This is a genomic window from Methyloceanibacter sp., from assembly GCF_035650995.1.
Lineage (GTDB): Bacteria > Pseudomonadota > Alphaproteobacteria > Rhizobiales > Methyloligellaceae > Methyloceanibacter.
Genome location: NZ_DASRGO010000045.1, coordinates 1 through 21,501 on the forward strand (window position 1 = coordinate 1; position 21,501 = coordinate 21,501).

The window sequence follows — 21,501 nt, forward strand, 5'->3', positions numbered from 1 at the left end:
CCCCTCGTTCCGGTGGAAAACGGAGAGGACAGGCGTGGCGGACGCTTGCCGGATTCTCCCGGATATAGTAGCGTAATAACCGCTCGGCTACCAGATGTCGTGGGTGCTGCGTTGCGCCCGGGCGGTCAATCTCACCAGTAACTCCGAGTGTCTCAAGCGCCGTCTCCTGGCGAGACGGGGGGATTCCGAGTCCAAACGAGGAGGCCAAACCATGGGTTGGACTGACGAGAGGGTTGAACTGCTCAAGAAACTCTGGGCCGAAGGCTTAAGCGCAAGTCAGATCGCCGGGCGGCTCGGCGGAGTGACCCGCAACGCGGTAATCGGGAAGGTGCATCGACTCGGACTTTCGGGCCGGGCGACGAGCTCGCGTTCGAACGCGCCACGCCCGCGCCGCACAACGCATCTGCCGCGCCAACATCGCGCGACATCGCTGATGTTCGGGACCCGCGGCAACGTCGCGCTGAAAGCGCAGTTCGAGGCGGAGGCCGAGCCCGACCTCGCGCCGCTCGAGGAGCTTGTCATCCCGCTCGCCGAGCGGGCGACCATTGTCACGCTGAAGGAGTCGATGTGCCGCTGGCCGATCGGTGATCCGGGAGAACCCGAATTTCATTTCTGCGGCCGCAAGAAACTGGGCTCGCTGCCCTATTGCGAGCATCACGCGCGCATGGCCTATCAGCCGGTGCAGGTCAGGCGGCGCGAGAAGCGGCTTGCCAGCGGCTAGGGCTAGGCGGCAGGGGCGGACGGAAGAGGCGCCGTCTTTGGCGCCTCTTTCATTTGGCGGGGGTTATTTCGCTTAAGCCGGCTCTTCGAGCTTGTCGGAGAAGGCATAACCTGCCCCGCGCACGGTGCGTACGGGATCGCTCTCGTTGCCGCGCATCATTGCCTTACGCAGGCGGCCGATATGCACATCGACGGTGCGCTCATCGACATAGACGTTGCGGCCCCATACGCCGTCGAGCAGCTGCGCGCGGCTGAACACGCGGCCCGGGCTCTGCATGAGAAATTCGAGCAAACGGAACTCGGTCGGCCCGAGATGGACTTGGCGGCCGTTGCGGGTGACCCGGTGCGACTCCCGATCGAGTTCGATATCACCCACGGTCAACACCGAGGCGATACGCTCGGGGTTGGTGCGGCGGAGAATGGCGCGCACGCGCGCCATCAGTTCGGGCAACGAGAAAGGCTTGACTACGTAGTCGTCGGCGCCCGTCGTCAGGCCCCTGATGCGATCGCTCTCCTCGCTCCGGGCGGTGAGCAGGATGATCGGGATGTGGCGGGAGTCCTTGCCGGTGCGCAGACGGCGGCAGAGCTCGAGCCCGGAGAGGCCGGGCAGCATCCAATCGAGCACGATCAAATCCGGCGAGCTTTCGGCGATCGCCACCTCCGCCTCGTCGCCGCGATGGACGACGTCGACCGCATAGCCTTCGGCCTCGAGGTTGTAGCGAAGCAAGAGGGCGAGCGGCTCCTCGTCCTCGACGACCAAGACTTTGGCTCCTGCGCTCATGGCGTTCGTCTCAAGCATGGTTTATCCCGCGGATCTCTTTAGCGCGACGGGCGTCGTGCTGGTCGTGTCACCCTTCGGACGCTGATCGGTGATGGCCGTACCGTGCACCAGGTAATAGACGTTCTCGGCGATGTTGGTGGCGTGGTCGCCGATACGCTCGATGTTCTTGGCGCCGAACAGGAGATGCGTGCACAGCCCGATATTGCGCGGGTCCTCCATCATGTAGGTGAGGAGCTCGCGGAACAGCGAGTTGTACATCGCGTCGATCTCTTCGTCTTTGTACCAGACCTTGAGCGCGCGATCGGCGTCGCGCTCGATGAAGGCGTCGAGCACGTCCTTGAGTTGGCCGAGGGCAAGCTCGCCCATATGCTTCAGACCGAGCATGAGCTGCTTCGGCTGCTGTTCGCTCACCACGGCGACGGCGCGTTTGGCGATATTCTTGCCGAGGTCGCCGATGCGCTCGAGGTCGTTGGCGATTCTGAGCGCCGCCATGATCTGACGGAGGTCGAAGGCCATGGGTTGGCGGCGGGCGATCATCGCTACCGTCTGCTCCTCGATCTCGCGCTCGAGCGCGTCGATCGCCTCGTCCTCACGGATGGTGGCGGCGGCAAGCTCGGGGTCGCGGCGCTCGAGCGCCTCGATCGATTGTCCGAGAACCTGCTCGGCCAAGCCTCCCATCTTGGCGATCTTATTGTTGAGGAGCGAAAGCTCCTCTTCATAAGATCTCACGATGTGTTCGTGCTGTTTCTCCATGGGATGCGTCTCCTTGGCGCGCGAGCCTAGCCGAAGCGGCCGGTGATGTAGTCCTGCGTGCGCTGCTGTTTGGGATTGGTGAAGATTTTGGTGGTGTCATCGAACTCGACAAGCTCGCCGAGATACATGAACGCGGTGTAGTCGGAGGTGCGCGCCGCCTGCTGCATGTTGTGGGTCACGATGGCGATGGTGTAGTCCTGCTTCAAGACGTCGATCAGCTCCTCGATCTTGGCGGTCGAGATCGGGTCGAGCGCCGAGCAGGGCTCGTCGAGAAGGATCACCTCGGGACGGATGGCGACGGTGCGGGCGATGCACAATCGCTGCTGCTGGCCGCCCGACAGGCTGAGCCCGCTCGCGTCGAGCTTCTCCTTGACCTCCTCCCACAGCGCCGCGCGCCTGAGCGCGTCCTCGACGCGGCCGTCGAGCTCGGACTTGGGCAACTGCTCATATAGGCGCACGCCGAAGGCGATGTTGTCGTAGATGCTCATCGGGAAAGGCGTCGGCTTCTGGAACACCATGCCGACCTTGGCGCGCAGCAGGTTGAGGTCGGTCTTCGGGCTCAAGATGTTCTCGCCATCGAGCAGCACTTCGCCTTCCGCCCGCTGATTGGGATAGAGGTCGTAGATGCGGTTCAGGATGCGGAGCAGCGTGGACTTGCCGCAGCCGGACGGCCCGATGAAGGCGGTGACCTTGTTCTTGTAAAGGTCGACATTGTTGTTGGCGAGCGCACGGTAGGCCCCGTAGTAGAAATTGAGCCTACGCACCGAGACTTTCGGTTCCAGCGCGGCCACCTCAGCCGGCGTCGCGGTCGCCTCTTTCACGTCAGTTCGAACGGCAAGACTCATAGCTGCACCTTCTTAGCTGAAAGGGCTCGCGCCAAAATGCTCAAGCCGAGGACCGCCACGGTAATGAGGAGAGCCCCGGTCCAGGCAAGCTGCTGCCAGTCCTCATAGGGGCTCAAGGCAAACTGGAAGATGATGACGGGCAAGCTTGCCATCGGCGCGTTCAGGTTCCAACTGAAGAACTGGTTGTTGAGCGCGGTGAACAGAAGAGGCGCCGTCTCGCCGGTGATGCGGGCAATGGCGAGCAGAACGCCGGTGATGATGCCGGCCCGCGCCGCGCGATAGGCGACGTGGCGGATCACAAGCCATTGCGGAAGCCCGAGGGCGGAGGAAGCCTCGCGCAACGTATTGGGCACCAGCAGCAACATGTCCTCGGTCGTTCGCACCACGACGGGGATGACGAGGATGGCAAGGGCGACGGCGCCGGCCCAGGCGGAAAAATGCCCCATCTGCGCAACCATGATCTCGTAGACGAACAGGCCGACCACGATCGAAGGCGCGCTCAGGAGAATGTCGTTGATGAAGCGAACCACCATGGTGAGCTTGGCGTAGCGGCCATATTCCGCCATGTAGGTCCCGGCCAGCATGCCGAGCGGCGTGCCGAACAGCACCGCGAGCGCAGTGAGGATCAGGCTGCCGACGATCGGGTTCAGGAGGCCGCCCGCGCTTCCGGGAGGAGGCGTCATCTCGGTGAAGACAGCGAGCGAGAGTCCGCCCACGCCCTTAACCACGAGCACCAGGAGGATGAGGACGAGCCAGGTCAGACCAAAGCCTGCCGCTCCGATCGCGAGCCCGGTCGCCATATGGTCTCGCCAGCGCCGACGATGGTAACGGGGCGTTGCGGCGATGTTGGCCATGGTCACCTCCCCTCTTGCCGCGCCAGCCGCATCAGCATGAGCCTTGCTGCGGCGAGCACAACGAAGGTGATGAAGAACAGGATGAGGCCGAGGGCGATAAGCGAGGCGGTGTAGAGGTCACCTGTCGCTTCGGTGAACTCGTTGGCGATGGCAGCGGAGATGGTCGTCCCGGGCGCCAGGATGGAGGGAAAGATCTTATGCGCGTTGCCGATGACAAAAGTCACGGCCATGGTCTCGCCGAGCGCGCGGCCAAGCCCCAGCATGACGCCGCCGATGATGCCTACGCGGGTAAAGGGAATGACCACCCGGCGTAGCACCTCCCAGCGGGTGCAGCCGATGCCATAGGCTGCTTCCTTGAGGACCGGCGGCACGGTGTCGAACACTTCGCGGGTGATCGAGGTGATGAAGGGAAGCACCATGATGGCGAGGATCAGACCGGCGGTCAGCATGCCGATGCCGTAAGGCGGGCCGGCGAAGAGCTGGTTGAGCACCGGGACGTCGGCGAAGGTGTCGATCAAGAAGGGTTGCACGTGCGACTGAAACCAGGGTGCAAACACGAACAAGCCCCAGATGCCATAAATGATGCTGGGGATGCCGGCGAGCAGCTCGATGGCGGTGCCGATGGTGCGCTTCAGGCGCTCAGGACAAATCTCGGTGAGAAAGATCGCGATGCCGAGGCTGATGGGAACCCCGATGACCATGGCAATAGTCGAGGTGACGATCGTTCCGTAGATGGGCGCGAGGGCACCGAACTTTTCGGTGACCGGGTTCCATTTTTCCGTGATCAGGAAATCAAGGCCGAAAGCGCGCCAGGCGGGCAGCGAGCCATGCACCAGAGCCGCTATGACGCCGGCAAGCAATGCGAGCACCGTGACCGCCGAGACTTGGGTAATCGTCTTGAAAACGCGATCGCCGATGAGGAACCGGCGCAAGGTCTTGTCGCGCACAGCATCGCGGTTGACGAGAGTGAGATTTCTCTCCGCGACGGCCGCATCCATCATCTGAGGGTCCTCTAATTCGATTAGGGCACGCATCTGCGCGGAAAATTCGGGGATAGAAGCGGTGGATCCCGCCTCTATCCCCCGCCAAAGACGGCTTAGTTCATGGCGAAGACAGGCTTGCCGGAAGCGTCCTTGATGTCGTTGGCCCACATCTTCTCGACGTCTTCGACGACCTTGTCAGGCATGGGGATATAATCGAGCTCCTCAGCCATCTTGTCGCCGTTCTTGTAGGCCCAGGCGAAGAACTTGAGCGCCTCGGCGGACGCCGCGGTATCCTTCGGCTGCTTATACATCAAGATCCAGGTCCCAGCGGTCATCGGCCAGGACTCGTCACCGGGCTGGTTGGCAAGAATTACGCCGAAGCCGGGCTTCGAGCTCCAGTCGGCATCGGCGGCCGCAGCCTGGAAGGTCTTCGAGGTCGGGGTTACCGTCTTGCCGGCCTTGTTCACCATGTTGGTGTAGGTCAGCTTGTTCTGGAGGGCGTAGGCGTACTCGACATAGCCAATCGAGCCCTTCGTCTGCGCCACGTTGTTGGCGACGCCTTCGTTGCCCTTGGCGCCGATGCCGGTCGGCCACTCGACGGAGGCGTCGGAACCGACCTTCGACTTCCAGTCGGCGCTCACGTCAGAAAGATAGTAGGTGAAGTTGAAGGTGGTGCCCGATCCGTCAGAGCGGTGCACGACGGCAATCGCCTGCGAGGGAAGCTTCGCCTTCGGATTAAGCTTCTTAATCGCCTCGTCATCCCACTTGGTGACCTCGCCCATGAAGATCTTGGCGAGGGTCGGGCCGTCGAGCACGATCTCGCCAGGCTTCACCCCCTCGATATTGATAACCGGCACGATGCCACCCATCACCATCGGGAACTGGGCCAGGCCGAATTTGTCGAGCTCCTCGCCGGGCAGCGGCTTGTCGCTGGCGCCGAAGGTTACGGTGCCGGCCTCGATTTGCTTGATGCCGCCGCCGGAGCCAATCGACTGGTAGTTCAGACCAATGCCGGTCTCTTTCTTGTAAGCATCGGCCCACTTGGCATAAATCGGATAGGGGAAGGTCGCGCCAGCCCCTGAGATATCGGCGGCAACGGCCGTGTTAACCGTGAACACTGCGGCAATCGCCGCAGCGGCCGCATAAGACATGAACCTCATTTCGCTCTCCCTTGAGGGTGGAGAATGGCAGTTCGTTCCAGAGACGAACCGGCGATGGAGGACCCCTCCCCCACCGTCGGGCGGAGCGATAGCGCCGGGTAATAAAGCTACTATGTCAGTTATGTGACAGTTGGGTGACAGGCCGGGAAACGGCTGGAAGCTTGGCGGAAAAGCACTGTGGATAGCGCTTTTTGCGGCGTCCCGCCGGCCTCAGCCGACGGCCGTTCCCCGCTCGGGCAGCGCGTTCTTCACCTCGCTCAGCATCACGGTGAAGGTCGAGCCCTTGCCGGGGGTCGAGGCAATCGCAAGCTCTCCGCGGTGGCGGTTGAGGATGTGCTTGACAATGGCAAGGCCGAGCCCCGTACCGCCCTTTTCGCGGCTCGAAGCCACGTCGACGCGGTAGAAACGCTCGGTGAGCCTCGGAAGATGCTCAGGCGCGATGCCCGGACCCTTATCGATCACCGCAATCGCGTAGCGACCGGCTTGGCGGCCGATCGAAGGAATGTGTTTCGCCTCGATGCGGACGATCCCGCCCCGGTCGCCATATTTGAGCGCGTTCTGCACGAGGTTCTGCAACACCTGAACGAGTTCGTCGCGGTCGCCGCGCACGACGGCGGGACGTGGAAAGCGCCCGACTTCGAGGCGGAAGCCCATTTCGCGGGCGAGCGGCTCGAGCGTGTCCTTGGCGTGATTGATGACGTCGTTCAAATCCACCAGGTCCGACGGCGGCACGTGGGCGTTCATCTCGACCCGGCTCAAGGAGAGAAGCGCATCGATCAGCCGTGTCATACGCGAGGCTTGCTCGGCCATGATGGCGAGGAAGCGCTCGCGGGCCGCCGGATCCTGCTTCGCCGAGCTTTGCAGCGTCTCGATGAAGCCGCGCAAGGAGGCAAGCGGGGTCCGCAGCTCGTGGCTTGCGTTGGCGATGAAGTCGGCGCGCATCTGGTTGATGCGCTCGATCTCGGTCAAGTCGCGCAGGAGCACGAGGATGTTGCCGGCACGCTCGCCGCCGCGGCTGAGCGGCGCGACTGTCGCGGCCATGCGGCGGCCGACCGGCACGCGCTCGGCATAGGTCACGGTCACGGCGCGGCCTCGGTCGGGCGCGGCGCTTACCGCGTCGAGAAACTCGGGCGTGCGAATGACGGAGGAGATGTGGCTGCCCTGGCGAAGAGAGGCGAATAGACCGCGCGCGGGAGCGTTGCAGAAGAGAACCTGTCCCGCCGGGTTGAGGAGGATGACCGGATCGGGCAACGCTTCGGCCATCAGTTGCATCGCGGCGGTGCGGCCCGAGGCAGGCGGGGTTCGCGCGAGATCCTCCTGGACGATCTCGGCATCGTGGCGCGGCAGAAGCAAGACCGAAGCGACGAAGCTTGCGAAGCCAATCAAGGCGAAGGCCTTGGACAGACCGGCGATAAGGACGAGCGAGGCCATGATCACGGCGACGGCGACGATCTGCCACAGCGAGGCCCAGAACCGCGTCGCGAGCTCGCGGAAGCCGCGGATGACGGCCTGAACGGCCTTGCCGAGAAGCCCCCGCGGCAGCGCCGGAACACGGTGCTCCACCTGATCGCTCAACCGCTTCTCCCCGCGACGTGCACGAATCGCCAAGACCCCTGTGCTACCTGATTTGCTACATGATTGCGGTGGGAATATCACGCTTTTGCGACATGCGTCCGTGTTATCCATGACACTCAGGTGACGCTGGCCACGTGCCGGTGTCCTGTTGTTATATAGCGGCCTTACAAGGGGTGCTCGCTGCCGAGGGCAAGCAGGCGGGCTTACACGGGCCGGCGACTTCCTTAACCGTCGTTACTTATCGCACAACCCGCATTCAAACGGGGGATAAGCATGCGTCTGGCCGGATTGCCGCCCATCGTTGTCGCTTGCCTCGCTACCTTAACTCTCGTCTCAGCCGCATGGCCATGTCCGCCCTCCCCGAGCTGGAATGTCCCGGCCGATGACGCCGGACTCGTTCTCGCGGAGGATGCAGGTCTGGTGGCGGAGCGCATCGCCGGGCCCTTCGAATCGCCGTGGTCGGTGGGATTGCTGCCGGACGGCTCCTATCTCGTCACCGAACGACCGGGGCGGCTGCAGCATGTGACGCAGGCGGCCGGAACCTATGCCGTCGACGGCGTGCCCTCCGTGCTCTATGCCGGGCACGGCGGACTTCTCGACGTGGCGATCGATCCCGATTTCGCGGACAACGGCTTGATCTATCTGTCCTACTTGCAAGGCGACGAGACGGCGTCGAGCGTCAAGGTCATGCGGGCGCGGTTCGATCAGGACCGCGAGATGCTCACCGAGCAGCAGGTCATCTTCGAAGGAACGCCAAACGCCAAGCCCGAAATGCTCGGCGGCCGGATGGCCTTGACCCCAGATGGTTTTCTTTTTCTGTCTCTCGGCGATCGCTGGGATGCCGCCAAGGCCCAGGATCTGTCCGACACATCGGGCAGCATCGTGCGCATCAGGAGCGACGGGACCATTCCCGACGATAATCCGTTCCGCCAGGAGCCGACGGCCCGACCTGAAATCTGGAGCTTCGGCCACAGAAATCCGCAAGGCCTTGCCTTCGACAAGGTGACGGGAGAGCTGTGGTCCGACGAGCACGGGCCGCAGGGCGGAGACGAGCTCAACCTCATCCACAGCGGCGGCAATTACGGCTGGCCGCTCGCCACCTACGGCATCGACTATTCGGGACGGCCGATCGCGATCAACAGCGAAGAGCCCGGCACCGAGCTGCCGGTTCGTTATTGGGTACCGGTATCGATTGCGCCGAGTTCGCTCGCCGTCGCGCCCGAGGCGGGGGGAACCGAAATCTGGATAGGAGCGCTCGCCGGCGAGATGGTTGCAGAACTCACCCTCAATGAACACTGCGTCCTGACCGAGAGGCATCTCTTCCATCATCAGCTCGGGCGCATTCGCGATGTGCGAGTCGACGGGGCCGGCGTCCTCTACATCCTGACCGACGGAGACCGCGGGATGCTGTATCGTGTCGAACGACCGCCCGTCAGCGAGGAGGACAAGACGCACCTCTAGCGGCCAGTACCTCGCAGCCCCTACGCTTCTGAATTGCGCCGGTTTGGGAGCAAGGATCGGAGTGTCGCTAAAGCCGGGCGCCTTAATATCGCGCTAAACTAGCCTGGTCACCGAGGATCCCGCTGATGAGCCCCGCTCTTGCCAAACCGCGCCCTGCGGCTTCTCCGGCGCTCGACGACGAGCGATGGGCCGCCACAGTGGCGCGCGATCCCGCTTCCGACGGACAGTTCTATGTGTGCGTCGAGACGACCGGCATCTACTGCCGGCCGTCCTGCCCGGCGAGGCGCCCGAAGCGCGAGCATGTCCGCTTCTGCGATAGTGTCGCGGAGGCGCGGGCGGCCGGCTTCCGGGCCTGCAAGCGCTGCAAGCCGGACGAGCCGTCACTCTTCCGCCACAACGCAGCCAAGGTCGAGAAGGCTTGCCGGCTGATCGAGGCGGCCGAGGAGGAACCCAAGCTCGATGCGCTCGCCAAAGCCGTCGGCCTAAGCCCCTATCATTTCCATCGTCTGTTCAAGGCGAGGCTCGGCGTGACACCGAAGGCCTATGCCGCGGCGCAGCGCAACAAGCGCATTCGCGAGCAGCTCGGCCGGAGCGCCACAGTGACCGAGGCGATCTACGGCGCCGGCTTCAACTCGAACGGCCGCTTCTACGCGACCTCCACGGAGGTGCTCGGCATGACCCCAAGTCAGTTCCGTTCCGGCGGGGCCGACGCCGATATCAGATATGCGATCGGTCAAAGCTCGCTCGGCCTGGTCTTGGTTGCGGCGAGTGCCAGGGGAGTCTGCGCCATTCTCTTCGGCGACGAGCCTCAGAGCCTCGAGCGCGATCTCGCGAAACAATTTCCGCGCGCCCGACTCAACGGAAGCGATGGCGATTTCAAACGGCTTGCGGCCAAAGTGATCCGCTTCGTCGAGAATCCGAGCCTTGGTCTCGACCTCCCGCTCGATATCCGCGGGACGGCCTTTCAGCATCGCGTGTGGGAGGCGCTGCGCCGTATCCCGCCGGGCTCGACGGCAAGCTACGCGGAGATCGCCAAGGCAATCGGAGCCCCGAAGGCAACTCGCGCCGTCGCGCGCGCCTGCGCAACGAACCGGATCGCGGTTGCCATTCCCTGCCATCGCGTCATCGGCTCAGACGGGTCGTTGACTGGTTACGCCGGCGGGATCGACCGCAAGCGGGCGCTCCTCGCCAAGGAAGCCAAAAGCAAAGGCGGCTAACGGGTCAGGTGCTTGGCGGCGAGCTCGTTCAGATACGCGCCCCAGCGCTCGTCTTTGTGTTCGGCGAGTTCGCGCAGATAGGACCACACGTAAAGGCCGGTGTCGTGGCCGTCGTCGAAGACGATGCGGACGGCATAGTTGCCGACCGGCTCGACGCGCAGGATGGCGACATTCCGCTTGCCGGGGACGGTCACCCTCTGCTCCGGCGCATGGCCCTGGACCTCGGCGCTCGGGGAGAGCACGCGCAGAAGCTCGGCCGGAAGCTCGGCACGAAACCCATCGTCGAAGGCCACGGTGAGCAGGCGGTGATCCTTGCTGAGCTTGATCTCGGTAGGCCAAGGCTCGGCCATAATGGTCATGTCCAGGCCGCTAGCCGAGGTCGATCTCGCCTTCGACCACGTGGTTCAGCCCCGTCCCCTTAGCGGTAAGCACCATCTTCATCTTGAGCTTGCCCTTGCCCTCGAGGTGTTCCTCGCGCACCACCCGCTCGATCTCCTGCTGAGAGGTGACGCCCACCTCCTTCAGGTATTTCCTGAGCGACATATTGAAGCGGTGTTCGTCCATGTGCGGTCTCCTTGAGTTGCAGACGCCAGCCTCCCGGCCATCCCTGTCCGTCGAACCTCGAATAGACTTATATTAGAGACGAAACCGGCTCGATGCTAAGGGGCTGGGCGGCCGTGAAAAAGCGAAGCGGACGGAAGGCGAAGGTGACGGCGAGGAACCCCGTCAAGCGCAGAAGCGCGGCTGCGGTGGCGCTTGCCGGTGCCGGCTACCGCCAGCGTGTGGTAAAGAGCGCCAAGACTTATCGGCGCAAAGGCAGGAACCCGCTCGAGCGAGAGGACGATGAATAGGGCCGACCCATCCGCTCCGTTGATCGACCGCTTTCAGCGGCGCATCACCTATCTGCGCGTCTCGGTCACCGACCGCTGCGACTTCCGCTGCGTTTATTGCATGTCGGACGCCATGACCTTCCTGCCGCGCCAGGAATTGCTGAGCCTCGAAGAGATCGACCGGCTGGCAACCGCATTCGTTAGCCGCGGAGTGAGGAAACTCAGGCTGACCGGCGGCGAGCCGCTCGTGCGGCGCAACATCATGTGGCTGATCAGATCGCTGTCCCGCCATATCGGCAACGGTCTCGACGAGCTTACCCTCACCACCAACGGCAGCCAGCTCGAGCGCTACGCGACGGCACTCGCCGACTGCGGCATCAAGCGCATCAACGTCTCGCTCGACACGCTCGATGCCGCCAAGTTCCGCGCCATCACGCGCTACGGCGATTTCGCCCAGGTGATGCGCGGGATCGAGGCCGCCTCCCGCGCCGGGCTCAAGATCAAGATCAACACGGTCGCGCTCAGGGACGTGAACGAGGACGAGATCCCCGAGCTGATCGAGTGGAGCCACGGCCGGGGATTCGACATCACCCTGATCGAGACCATGCCACTGGGCGATATCGACGGCGACCGCACCGACCAATATCTGCCGCTTTCACTCATCCGGACGCGGCTCAATCAGCGCTTCACCCTTGACGGCCTCGACTATCGTTCAGGAGGACCCGCGCGCTACGTCACGGTCGCCGAGACGGGCGGGAGGCTCGGCTTTATCACGCCGCTCACCCACAATTTCTGTGAATCCTGCAATCGGGTGCGGGTGACGTGCACCGGCATTCTCTATATGTGTCTCGGTCAGGATGACGCGGCCGATTTGCGCGCGCCCATGCGTGCCAGCGCGTCGGACGAATTGTTGCACGCCGCGATTGACGAGGCCATCGCCCGCAAGCCCAAGGGCCACGACTTCGTCATTGGCCGCGGCGAAAAACCCTCGATTTCCAGGCACATGTCCATGACAGGCGGGTGAAGCTTGAGCCGAGCGTTAACAAATTACTACCTTAGCGCACGCAAAATCGCGCGAGCTCAAGCTTTCAGTAGGCGGACGAATCGGCTGCCAGTCTCGTTTCTCGGGCGTCACTTACGGCGTTCTTAACGCATCGTTCGATAAATTGTCGCTCCTAATCAGGGAACTCATCGGGTAACCGGCAGTCAGCGGCGGCGATTCATGGCGGTTTACGAATCGCTCAAAAAGCAATGGCATTGGACCGGATTGGCGCTCCTCGGCGCGCTGATTGCGCTCACCGCTTTTCTGGCTCCGGGTCGAATCAGCACGATCGAGCTCAGGCGCGAAGCCATGACTGCGGCGGACCGCATCCGCGCGCAAATGCTGAAAGAACCGGATGCCGTGTTCGACGCGCTCACGCGTCCGGGCCAGGCGCCGCAACTCGCCAACATCATAGAGCACGCAGGCTATGCGCATCGCGTGCTCCGCTTCGAGCTCTACGATGAAAACGACCGGCTGCGCTTCACGAGCGGCCTGTCGGGGATGAATCTGCTGACCACTCCGGAAACGGCGGCGAGCGGCCCGACGCCGCAAGCCCCGCAGGTCGCACTCTACGAATCGACGGGAAAGGGTGGCTCGCCTACGCATTTCGCCGTGCTCAATCTGCCGCTTGAGCTGAACGGCGAACCCCATGGCAGCTTCGTCATCTATCTCAACCAGACCGACCAGGCGAACGTGCTGTCAGATTATTTCGGCATGATCGCCGCCATTACCTTACTGCTACTCAGCATCGGCATTGCCACGCCGGTTGCCTTCGCCTGGATGCGCAGTCAGGAGCGGCGGCAAGCCGTTGAGCAGGTGCGCTATCTCGAGAGCCACGATGCGCTCACCGGGCTTGCCAATCGCCGCGCCTTCATCGAGGGCCTCAGCGAAGCGATCCAGCGCATGAATCGCGACAAGACGCAGATCGCCGTGCTCTGCCTCGACATCGACAAGTTCAAGGAGATCAACGACGCGGCGGATCATGCCGGCGGCGATCAGGTGCTGCGCGAGATCGGTGCGCGCGTCAAGCTCACGTTGCGCGAACGCGACCTGCTGGCGCGGTTGAGCGGCGACGAATTCGCCATCGCACTCGTCGATATCACCAATCTCGGCGATGTGATGGCATTCATGAACCGGCTGATCGATGCTCTGCGCAGCCCGTTCCAGGTTGCCGACAAGGACCTTCTGCTCACGACCAGCGTCGGCATCGCCATCGCGCCGGTCGACGGTGACAAAGCTACGACCGTGCTCCGTCATGCGACGATCGCGCTTTCGCGCGCCAAGGGCGACGGCGGCCAGCGCATGTGCTTCTTCGAGCCGAGCATGGACAAAGCGCTGCAACGCAGGCGGCTCGTCGAGCAGGAACTCAGGCTGGCGCTCGGACGCGACGAGTTCGACGTCGTCTATCAGCCGCAATACGACCTCGCCACAGAGCGGCAGATCGGGTCAGAGGCGCTGATCCGCTGGCATCACCCGGTGCATGGCAAGATCGCGCCGGGGCATTTCATCTCCGTCGCCGAGGATACCGGCCTCATCGTGCCGATCGGCGAGTGGGTTCTCAAACGTGCCTGTAGCGACGCCGTGACCTGGAGGGAGCCGCTCACCGTCGCCGTCAATCTGTCGCCGGCTCAGTTCCGCGACGGCGACATCGCCGAGACGGTGGCGCATGTCCTGAAAGAGACGGGGCTCGATCCTGCCCGGCTCGAGCTCGAGATCACCGAAAACCTTCTGATCAAGGACACGGAGGAGGTGCTGAGCAAGCTCAACCGGCTGCGCGATCTCGGCGTCGCCATCGCCATGGACGATTTCGGCACCGGCTATTCGAGCTTGAGCTACCTCGCCCGCTTCCCCTTCTCCAAGATCAAGATCGACCGCCAGTTCGTGCGCAACATGACGCGCGACCCGGCCATGCGGGCGATCGTCAAGACCATCATCGCGCTTGGCAAGTCGCTCGATGTGACCATTACCGCCGAGGGGGTCGAGACGGAAGAGCAGGCGCAGATGTTGCGCGACTTCGGCTGCGCCCAGGTTCAGGGCTTCCTCTACGGTTATCCGGGCGAGGCTGAACAGCCGTCCAAGGCCAAGAGCGGCAAGGCCACGGCGCCGTTTCCGTCGCAAAGCAGCGCAGCCTGATCGCTTCGTGGCGAACCCTATCTCTTGCCGGCCGCCGCTTAGTGCGGCGCATTGAACAAGGCTCCCCATGACTGGCCTTGGGATCTCGACCGAACCGGGCTTCCGCCAAAGAGCGGCTTGGCGGTCAGCCCGCGCGGAAACAAGGTCTTTTTCTGCGGCGCCCGCCTTACCACCGTCTGAGCGGGCTTCGCGGCTTTGACCTGCGCCTTGGGCTTCCGCCTCTCCGCCGGCGCCGGGGCGGCGTCAGGCTCCACTCTTGCTTCTGGCGAAGCTTCCGGGTTCACGGCGGCAAGGGTGCCGGCCGCTTCAGCCTCGGGTTCGGATGGCGGAGGGAGCGCCGAAGTCTCTTCGGATGCGGGCTTGACCGCAGAGAGGTCGGGCACGACGGGCGCGGGCTCCGCCCCCTTCCTAAAGTCCACTTCGATGTTGACCGGCTTCGGAGGGCTGCTGCCCGGGCCCGGCAGTGTGATGAGAAGTGGCAGGAGAATCGCGAGCGCAATCGCGTGAACGGCGCCTGCGCCAATGGCAAAAACCGGAAGACTTGGTTTCAGTCGGTTCACGGCGGCGGTGGAAGCGAGCCCTTAATCCGGTGCACTCCTTCACGCCACACTCGAGTTAGCTGAGTCGCCCTCCTTTGTGAATCTTTTAACTCTCGACCACGATGTGGGGCGCCGGACGCGCGGCGCCCTTCGCGCGCCCAAGCTCGGCGAGAGCGCGCGCGGCGATCTCACGATAGGCATGGGCGGCGGGAGAGGCGGGATCCGTCGCCACGACGGGCTTCCCCGCGTCGGAGGTCTCCCGGATCGCAAGGGTCAGCGGCACCTCGCCCAGGAAGGGTACGCCGAGCCGCTCGGCATCGGCACGCGCGCCGCCATGGCCGAAAATGTCGGAGCGTCCGCCGCAATGCGGGCAGATGAAGGTACTCATGTTTTCGACGATACCGAGCACCGGCACATTCACCTTACGGAACATGGCAAGCCCCTTGCGGGCATCGATGAGCGCAAGGTCCTGCGGGGTCGAGACGATCACGGCGCCGGCGAGCGGCACCTGCTGAGCCATGGTGAGCTGAGCGTCGCCCGTACCGGGCGGCATATCCACGACAAGCACGTCGAGATCGCCCCAGGCCACGTCCTTCAACATCTGCGACAGCGCCGACATCACCATCGGCCCGCGCCAGATCATCGGCGTCTCCTCATCGACGAGGAAGCCCATCGACATCACCTTGAGGCCGTAAGCCTCCATCGGCTGGAGCTTGTTTTCGGCGACTTGCTGCGGCTGGCCTTTCAGCCCGAGAAGGCGCGGCATCGAAGGCCCGTAGATATCGGCATCGAGCAGACCGACCTTGAGGCCATGCTCCTTCAGTCCGAGCGCAAGATTGACCGCGGTGGTCGATTTGCCGACGCCGCCCTTGCCGGAGGCCACGGCAATGATGTTGGCGACGCCGGGCAGGCCCCCAGGGCGATGGCGGGCGTCGCGGGCCGCGCCCGGCCGGGCGAATGAGGGCGACGGCGACGCTCCTCCGCCGTTGCCCGCGCGCGCGGCCGATGGGGCACGGTCGGCGGTGAGCGTCACCACCACGCGTTCGACGCCCGGCAGCTTGGCGACCGCCTTCTCGGCGGCCTCGCGCAGGGCCTCAAGCTCTTTGGCGCGGCCGGGATCGACGGAAATCGCGAAATAGACTTTGCCCTTGTGGATCACGACCTCGGAGACGAGGCCGAGCGAGACGATGTCGGCGCGGTCATCGGGGCCCCTGATCGCCTTGAGGGCCTCGAGCACGCGCTCCTTGGTGAGGCGTTCGGTCATGATGTGGAATATGTATGCCTGCTTTGTGCGAACACCAACCGTCGCGTGGCTTACGCGTTAACCGGCGGAGCGGGGGCTCAAGGCACGAAGCAACTCGCGCCGGCGCAAGTCTTTAGCTTGTCGTCCATCTCACGAAGCGCGGCAAGGTCGCCCGCATAGGACGGGTTCGCGATCTCGTTGCTTAACTCGTAGGGATCGGCCTCGAGGTCGAACAGCTCCTCGAACCCGCTGTCATATTTCACGTATTTCCGCGTGACGGTGCGCACGGCGGTAAACCGGTTATGCGGCAGTTGGAAGCGATTGATCGGGCTCTGCAACAGGATCGCGCTCCGCCAAGGGGCCTTGGCAAAGAGAGGCACGAGCGACCGGCCATCGAGGATGGTCCCAGGCCTCGCATGAGCGAGATCGACGATGGTCGCTGTCAGGTCGAGATTGGTCACGAGCTGATTGCGGATCTCATTCTTGGGGATGCCAGGCCCGCTGATCAGGAGGGGAACCTTGATCGACTCTTCATAGGCTGCGGACTTGCCGATCAGCCGGTGCTCCCCGAACATATAGCCGTTGTCGGACGTGTAGATGATCACCGTGTCGTCGAGCTTGCCCGCCTCCTTCAGCGCCTCGACCACGGCAGCGACGAGATCGTCCACCGATTGCAGCGCCTGGAGCATGGCGCGATAGTCCTTGGTGAGCTGTGTCTGCGACTCTCCGTGGATGGGATTGGCTTTCAATGCCTTACGGGTCACGTCCTTCTCGTTGAAGTTGGGCCCCATCGGAAGCCCGACCTCCTCGAAGGCATTGGCATATTGGGGAGCGGGAATTGCGCGTGCGCCTTGGGAGTGGACGGCCTTTGTGGCGATGTAGGCGAAGAAGGGCGTGGACTTCCCCGCCTGGTCTCGAATGAAGCGCACCGCGCGATCCTTGACCACGTCGGTCGAATAGTCGCTCGGGCTATGGTCGAAATAGAGGATGGTGCCGTTCTCATTGACCGCGTAGTCGAAATAGCGGGCGCGCGAGCCGGTGAAGGCGAACCAGAGATCCCAGCCCGGTGGCACCCAATCGCGCGGATTGCCGACGGTCGGACCCTTGAGTTCGACATTGATCAGGTTGCCGGCCCAGGCGAGCCAGGCGCCCCATGTGCTTTGCTGTCCGTAGCGATTGATATATTTGCCGAACAACGCCGTGGTGTAGCCCGCCTGTTTGAGCCAAACGGGAAGCGCGTTCGCCTCCTTGTCCTTGAAGGATTCCCAGCCGCCGTCGTCCAACGGGTTGTTGGCCTTGATCCCCGTGTTGTGGGCTGCCTGTCCGGTGAAGAACGAGGCGCGGCTCGGCGCGCAGAGCGGAAGGTCGACGAAACTGTTCTTGAAGGTGAGGCCCTGCTCGCCGACCAGCGCGCGGAGCTTCGGCATATAAGCAATCGAGCCGGTGTCGTCCTGATCGTCGGTCATAATGACGACGATGTTGGGCGCGGCTTCGGATGCCGTCGCCGAAGCGAGGAGGAGGATAAGGGCCGCGAAGAGGCGCAGGGGCATAAGGGAGTGCATCAGGTCTCAGCCAGTTCGGGGAAGAGCAATGGGAGTGCCTCAATCTTCTTCCAGCCTAGCCCCTCGCCGACCGCCTCGGTACGAAGGTCGTGGAAAAAAGCGTCGAGCACGGCGGCACGCTCTTGGGCGAGGGGCGGGCTGCAATAGTCCTCCTCTTCCCACACGGCAACGCCATCGCGCCTCAGCCGCGCATTGCGGAGCGCGTGAGTGAGCGCGCGGCCGAACGGCTCGAGATCGAGGAATGCACCGGCTGCCAGACGCTCACCGAGCTCCTCCATTAGGCCGTGTTTCGGAACGGCAGAGACGAGATAGAAGGCCAAGGCTTGCTCCTTATGGGCCGCGCCCACCCGGCGGCCGGGATCATTACTCGGCGATTGCGGAAAGATGCTGGCGGGGAATGCGGTCCCGCGCCGCATCGGCGGCTCCCCTTCAGGCTCGGAAGCACAAACTTCGTTGAGGTTCAGGCTTCGGCACGCCCAGCCGGATTGGGCCCACTTTGGCGTTAGGATATTGGGTTAAACTTTCGATAACCCGACGGCGAACTTAGACGCTGCGCTCAGCCCAACATCGAATAGGTTAGCCCGCCAGTGGGGTATATTCGCCGATGTATCGGGTCCTCGATTGCATCAGATATGAGCATGATTACCGGCTCGTTCTGCTCGCCATCGCGATCTGCTGGGCGACGAGTTGGACCGCCTGGTACCTCTACGCCATGTCGTCGAGCTCGCGCGGCTTGAGCCGCTGGGCCTGGGTGCTGCAAACCGCGGTCGCCGCGGGCTCGGGCATTTGGGCCACGCATTTCATCGCCATGCTGGCCTTCAAGTCGGCGCTTCCGACCACGTACGATTCCGTCCTCACCCTTGCCTCGCTCCTAATTGCGATTGTAGTGACGGGCATCGGCTTTTCGATCGCGGAGCGCTTCAGGTCCAACTCGGCTTGCATTCTCGCGGGAGCTGTGGTCGGGGCCGGCATCGCCGTGATGCACTACTCTGGAATGAACGCGATGAGCATCTCGGGGCACATCCGCTGGGACGCCGACTTGGTCGTCGCCTCGATCTCAGCGGGAATCGTGCTATCGGCGATGGCGATGTGGTTGTTCACGATGAAGGGTTCGTTGCCGCTTGCGGCAGGCGCGCTCACGGCGGCCATCTGCGTTCTCCACTTCACCGCCATGGGAGCGGCGACGGTCGAATACGATCCCACTTTCGTCGCAAGCTCGGCGCAGATCGACAACAAGCTGCTCGCCACGGCGATCGCCGGGGTCACGCTGCTCGTGATTCTCTCCGGTCTCACCGCCGCGCTGATCAGTTACGACACGACGCGCGAGCTGCGGCATCTCGCCGATCACGATCACCTCACCGGACTGCCGAACAGGGGCTATATCAACAGGCTGATCGACACCTCGATCAATGCCAGCACCAAAGCCGGCTTCGCTCTCCTGTTCGTGGACCTTGACCGCTTCAAATGCATCAATGACGGGCACGGCCACCTCGTTGGCGACCACGTGTTGCGGCAGGCCGCGCAGAGACTAAGGCGTGCGGCGAGCGATACCGCGGTCGTCGGCCGGGTCGGAGGCGATGAATTCCTCGTCATGCAGGCCGGCGCCGAGCCGGCCAAGGCAGAGCGCCTGGTTGAGGCAATCATGACCTCATTCGAGCTGCCGTTCGACATCCCTGGCGGACGCGGCACCGCCTTGGGGGTCAGCATCGGCGTCGCCTTCTATCCGCGCGATGGCCACGACGGGGAGTCCCTGATCAAGGCTGCCGACGGAGCACTCTACTGGATTAAACGCAGGGGCGGCGGCGCCGCAGCCTCGGCGGCTTAGCGGCGCGCGCGGATTACCACCAGGTGTCGTTCTGCAAGATGTCGCGCGGGGCGTCGAGACTGAAGCCGGTGCGTGCCATCCAATAGGCCGAGCCGAGGCAGACCACCGAGCCAATCAAGAAGAAAACGCCGAGGCCGAGCATCCATCGGCTATTGCCGCCGAGCTCCGCCGCCCGCGTCTCCTCGGATTTGACGCTGATGAGGAAGCGCCGGTCCTTGGCTCCGGGCGGAGGCGCTTCGATGCAGCCGTCCTTGCCCACGACGCCGAGCACGTCGATTTCGGCATCGACCGGCGGCCCGCCGCGATTCGCAAGGGACGATAGCGTTTTGCGAGGGTTACCGGGAGGTCCGCTTTGGACTCGTACCGAGCAAAAAATGTGCGGCGACGTGAACCGAATCGCTCAGACCCGCGTTTGGATTCGGGGCGCAAGCGCCCGGGGCTTGCGACGGGGATCGAGCCCGGGCTGAACCTACGGGGAGCCGGCCGGAAACGGCTATAGGGCAGAGGCCTGAAAAGCGTTCGGCGTATCGAAAATGGGCTTCGGTCAAGCCTTCCTTAACCCTGTTCTTGCTATTGATAGCGGGCCACGGCCAAGCGTCATAGCGTCTGCCCGGCAAACCACTTCCACAAAAAGCGAGGGGGAACATGCGCGTTGTGGGCAGTTCGGAAGTTGCGAGGGATTTCAGACGGGTCGAAATCGATCGGCATATCGGCGTCGCGTCGCGCTTCGTCGCGGCGACCAGGGACCATGATCAGGCGCCCCGCGCCATCACGTTGGTTCTGCGCTCGGCAAGCTCCGACCCGGCCAAGGCGCTCCTCCATTTGAAAGACGAATTCCTCGGCGCAGGCATCCGGGCCAAGGCGATCCTAGCCAAGCTCGAGCCGGCCGACGAACTCCGCGAATTCTTTGCGACGCTCGCAGAACTCGCTCCCGAAGAGAAGCCGTGCGAGCTGATCCGCTGGGCGCGCAATCCAAGGCTGCTCGACGCCCATGAGCAGGCGACCTACGGTGCGGCCATGTGCTGGTCGGGAGACCCGATGCGCCGCGATCCCGACAAGCGGAACGCGCTTGCCCTGTTCGACGAGGCGGGGACAGACCGCGTGCGGCTCGCGCGGCTCGCCTTCGCCGCACTTTGGGATGCCTCTTCTCCGGTGCCCGAACGGCTCTTGATCGGGACCGCGGCGCCAAAGCCCTGCGGCACCTACAAGGCGGCGCCAGAGGCGCCCGTCACTCTGCTTAAGGCGAAGATCCAGGGCTGGCCGCTCGTCAGGCACTAGCCGCCTCCCACGGCCAGAGCAAAGCCTGCACGGCCGCCGCTCCTTCCTCAGGGGCGAGCCTTCCTTGCTTGCCTTTAAGGTGACGGATTTCCGGTTTCGCGATAGGCTCCCGCCGGTTTCAGCGTTACCCGGCTTGCCGCCTATGACCCTTGAGCCTTACGCCTTGCCGTCCCGCATTCCGGCAGCCCCAAACTTTCTCCTTCACCATTGCTGAAAGGACGTCAACGCCATGAACCGGCGCGAATTCGTGACATGCGCAGTGTGCGCGGGGCTCGCGAGCTTGACTGGAGACGTCGCGGCGTTCGCCGCCGACGACGACGCGCCGATCAATGTTGGCGGCACCCAATACGCGAACCGCAAGGCCTTCGTGTCGAGCGGGCGGCGGTGCGGGACGCCGCTGCCAACGCTTTATGACATCAGGCGCACGCAGCGGGTGCGCTCGGCGCTCCGCAGCAACAATATCGAGTTCAACACCAAAACCGTCATCCCCGTACACTTCCACATCATTCATGACGGGCGGGCGGGCAATCTTCCCGAGCATCAGCTCGAAGAGCAGATTGCGCTGCTCAATCAGGTCTACGAGCCCGCGCTGCTCGAGTTCCAGATGGCCAGCGTCGACCGCACCAAGCACCCGAAATGGTACCGGGTCGGCATCTCGACGCCGGAGGAAGCGGCGATGAAGGCCGAGCTCGGCAAGGCG

22 protein-coding genes are annotated in these 21,501 nt (G+C 63.7%); 9 read left to right on the forward strand and 13 right to left on the reverse strand.

The annotated features are described in order from the left end of the window. Positions 1-211: 211 nt before the first annotated feature. On the forward strand, positions 212-721 hold the full coding sequence (locus tag VFB18_RS04095) for a GcrA family cell cycle regulator (protein ID WP_324971287.1): 510 nt from the start codon (positions 212-214) through the stop codon (positions 719-721). Between the two features lie 72 nt (positions 722-793). Here the strand turns inward: VFB18_RS04095 and phoB are convergent, their stop codons facing one another. The 7 genes from phoB to phoR form a co-directional block, all read right to left on the reverse strand. Further along, on the reverse strand, positions 794-1,519 hold the full coding sequence (gene phoB / locus VFB18_RS04100; protein ID WP_324971289.1) for a phosphate regulon transcriptional regulator PhoB: 726 nt from the start codon (positions 1,517-1,519) through the stop codon (positions 794-796). A gap of 3 nt (positions 1,520-1,522) precedes the next feature. Beyond that, a complete protein-coding gene (gene phoU / locus VFB18_RS04105) occupies positions 1,523-2,254 on the reverse strand; it encodes a phosphate signaling complex protein PhoU (RefSeq protein ID WP_324971291.1) in 732 nt (243 codons plus the stop codon). A 26-nt stretch (positions 2,255-2,280) separates the two neighbouring features. Then, entirely contained in the window at positions 2,281-3,099 is an 819-nt protein-coding gene (pstB, locus tag VFB18_RS04110) for a phosphate ABC transporter ATP-binding protein PstB (RefSeq protein WP_324971293.1), read from the reverse strand. Then, positions 3,096-3,899: a phosphate ABC transporter permease PstA gene (gene pstA / locus VFB18_RS04115; RefSeq protein ID WP_414675645.1), complete on the reverse strand. Its 804-nt coding sequence runs from the start codon at positions 3,897-3,899 to the stop codon at positions 3,096-3,098. The genes pstB and pstA overlap by 4 nt, the downstream gene beginning before the upstream one ends. Before the next feature lie 56 nt (positions 3,900-3,955). After that, complete coding sequence (gene pstC / locus VFB18_RS04120; RefSeq protein ID WP_324971297.1) at positions 3,956-4,954, reverse strand: phosphate ABC transporter permease subunit PstC; 999 nt, start codon at positions 4,952-4,954, stop codon at positions 3,956-3,958. A 95-nt stretch (positions 4,955-5,049) separates the two neighbouring features. Then, positions 5,050-6,096, reverse strand: a complete 1,047-nt coding sequence (gene pstS, locus VFB18_RS04125; protein WP_414675644.1) for a phosphate ABC transporter substrate-binding protein PstS — start codon at positions 6,094-6,096, stop codon at positions 5,050-5,052. 210 nt (positions 6,097-6,306) lie between these two features. Beyond that, positions 6,307-7,671, reverse strand: a complete 1,365-nt coding sequence (phoR, locus tag VFB18_RS04130) for a phosphate regulon sensor histidine kinase PhoR (RefSeq protein WP_324971299.1) — start codon at positions 7,669-7,671, stop codon at positions 6,307-6,309. Positions 7,672-8,091: 420 nt separating this feature from the next. Here phoR and VFB18_RS04135 point away from each other — a divergent pair, with 420 nt between their 5' ends. Both VFB18_RS04135 and ada read left to right on the forward strand, forming a co-directional pair. Then, positions 8,092-9,132 (forward strand): PQQ-dependent sugar dehydrogenase, encoded by a 1,041-nt coding sequence (locus VFB18_RS04135; protein WP_324971301.1) that lies wholly within the window; start codon positions 8,092-8,094, stop codon positions 9,130-9,132. A 125-nt stretch (positions 9,133-9,257) separates the two neighbouring features. Next, positions 9,258-10,349, forward strand: a complete 1,092-nt coding sequence (gene ada / locus VFB18_RS04140; protein ID WP_324971303.1) for a bifunctional DNA-binding transcriptional regulator/O6-methylguanine-DNA methyltransferase Ada — start codon at positions 9,258-9,260, stop codon at positions 10,347-10,349. On the opposite strand, the gene VFB18_RS04145 is transcribed toward ada, so the two are convergent. Both VFB18_RS04145 and VFB18_RS04150 read right to left on the reverse strand, forming a co-directional pair. Beyond that, positions 10,346-10,699, reverse strand: coding sequence for a DUF971 domain-containing protein (locus VFB18_RS04145; RefSeq protein ID WP_324971324.1), 354 nt, complete (start codon positions 10,697-10,699; stop codon positions 10,346-10,348). The two genes, ada and VFB18_RS04145, sit on opposite strands and share 4 nt — an antisense overlap. Positions 10,700-10,718: 19 nt before the next feature. After that, positions 10,719-10,913 (reverse strand): DUF6494 family protein, encoded by a 195-nt coding sequence (locus VFB18_RS04150; protein ID WP_324971304.1) that lies wholly within the window; start codon positions 10,911-10,913, stop codon positions 10,719-10,721. A gap of 113 nt (positions 10,914-11,026) precedes the next feature. Here VFB18_RS04150 and VFB18_RS04155 point away from each other — a divergent pair, with 113 nt between their 5' ends. The 3 genes from VFB18_RS04155 (at position 11,027) to VFB18_RS04165 (ending at position 14,354) form a co-directional block, all read left to right on the forward strand. Continuing rightward, complete coding sequence (locus tag VFB18_RS04155) at positions 11,027-11,200, forward strand: hypothetical protein (RefSeq protein ID WP_324971305.1); 174 nt, start codon at positions 11,027-11,029, stop codon at positions 11,198-11,200. Next, on the forward strand, positions 11,193-12,203 hold the full coding sequence (gene moaA / locus VFB18_RS04160; protein ID WP_324971307.1) for a GTP 3',8-cyclase MoaA: 1,011 nt from the start codon (positions 11,193-11,195) through the stop codon (positions 12,201-12,203). The genes VFB18_RS04155 and moaA overlap by 8 nt, the downstream gene beginning before the upstream one ends. Positions 12,204-12,401: 198 nt before the next feature. Continuing rightward, the gene (locus VFB18_RS04165; RefSeq protein ID WP_324971309.1) at positions 12,402-14,354 is read left to right on the forward strand and encodes a putative bifunctional diguanylate cyclase/phosphodiesterase; all 1,953 of its coding nucleotides are present in this window, start codon (positions 12,402-12,404) and stop codon (positions 14,352-14,354) included. Positions 14,355-14,999: 645 nt separating this feature from the next. On the opposite strand, the gene apbC is transcribed toward VFB18_RS04165, so the two are convergent. The 3 genes from apbC to VFB18_RS04180 form a co-directional block, all read right to left on the reverse strand. Continuing rightward, on the reverse strand, positions 15,000-16,157 hold the full coding sequence (gene apbC, locus VFB18_RS04170; RefSeq protein ID WP_324971311.1) for an iron-sulfur cluster carrier protein ApbC: 1,158 nt from the start codon (positions 16,155-16,157) through the stop codon (positions 15,000-15,002). Between the two features lie 77 nt (positions 16,158-16,234). Then, a complete protein-coding gene (locus tag VFB18_RS04175; protein ID WP_324971313.1) occupies positions 16,235-17,686 on the reverse strand; it encodes a sulfatase in 1,452 nt (483 codons plus the stop codon). Between the two features lie 11 nt (positions 17,687-17,697). After that, positions 17,698-18,018 (reverse strand): hypothetical protein, encoded by a 321-nt coding sequence (locus VFB18_RS04180; RefSeq protein WP_324971315.1) that lies wholly within the window; start codon positions 18,016-18,018, stop codon positions 17,698-17,700. Positions 18,019-18,302: 284 nt separating this feature from the next. Between VFB18_RS04180 and VFB18_RS04185 the strand changes: the two genes are divergently transcribed. After that, the gene (locus tag VFB18_RS04185; protein WP_324971317.1) at positions 18,303-19,523 is read left to right on the forward strand and encodes a diguanylate cyclase domain-containing protein; all 1,221 of its coding nucleotides are present in this window, start codon (positions 18,303-18,305) and stop codon (positions 19,521-19,523) included. A 13-nt stretch (positions 19,524-19,536) separates the two neighbouring features. Here the strand turns inward: VFB18_RS04185 and VFB18_RS04190 are convergent, their stop codons facing one another. Next, entirely contained in the window at positions 19,537-19,920 is a 384-nt protein-coding gene (locus tag VFB18_RS04190; RefSeq protein WP_324971326.1) for a GIDE domain-containing protein, read from the reverse strand. Positions 19,921-20,168: 248 nt separating this feature from the next. Here VFB18_RS04190 and VFB18_RS04195 point away from each other — a divergent pair, with 248 nt between their 5' ends. Continuing rightward, positions 20,169-20,801: a hypothetical protein gene (locus VFB18_RS04195; RefSeq protein ID WP_324971319.1), complete on the forward strand. Its 633-nt coding sequence runs from the start codon at positions 20,169-20,171 to the stop codon at positions 20,799-20,801. A gap of 229 nt (positions 20,802-21,030) precedes the next feature. Beyond that, positions 21,031-21,501, forward strand: a 471-nt coding sequence (locus tag VFB18_RS04200) for a hypothetical protein (RefSeq protein WP_324971320.1), incomplete at its 3' end; no start/stop codon positions are given.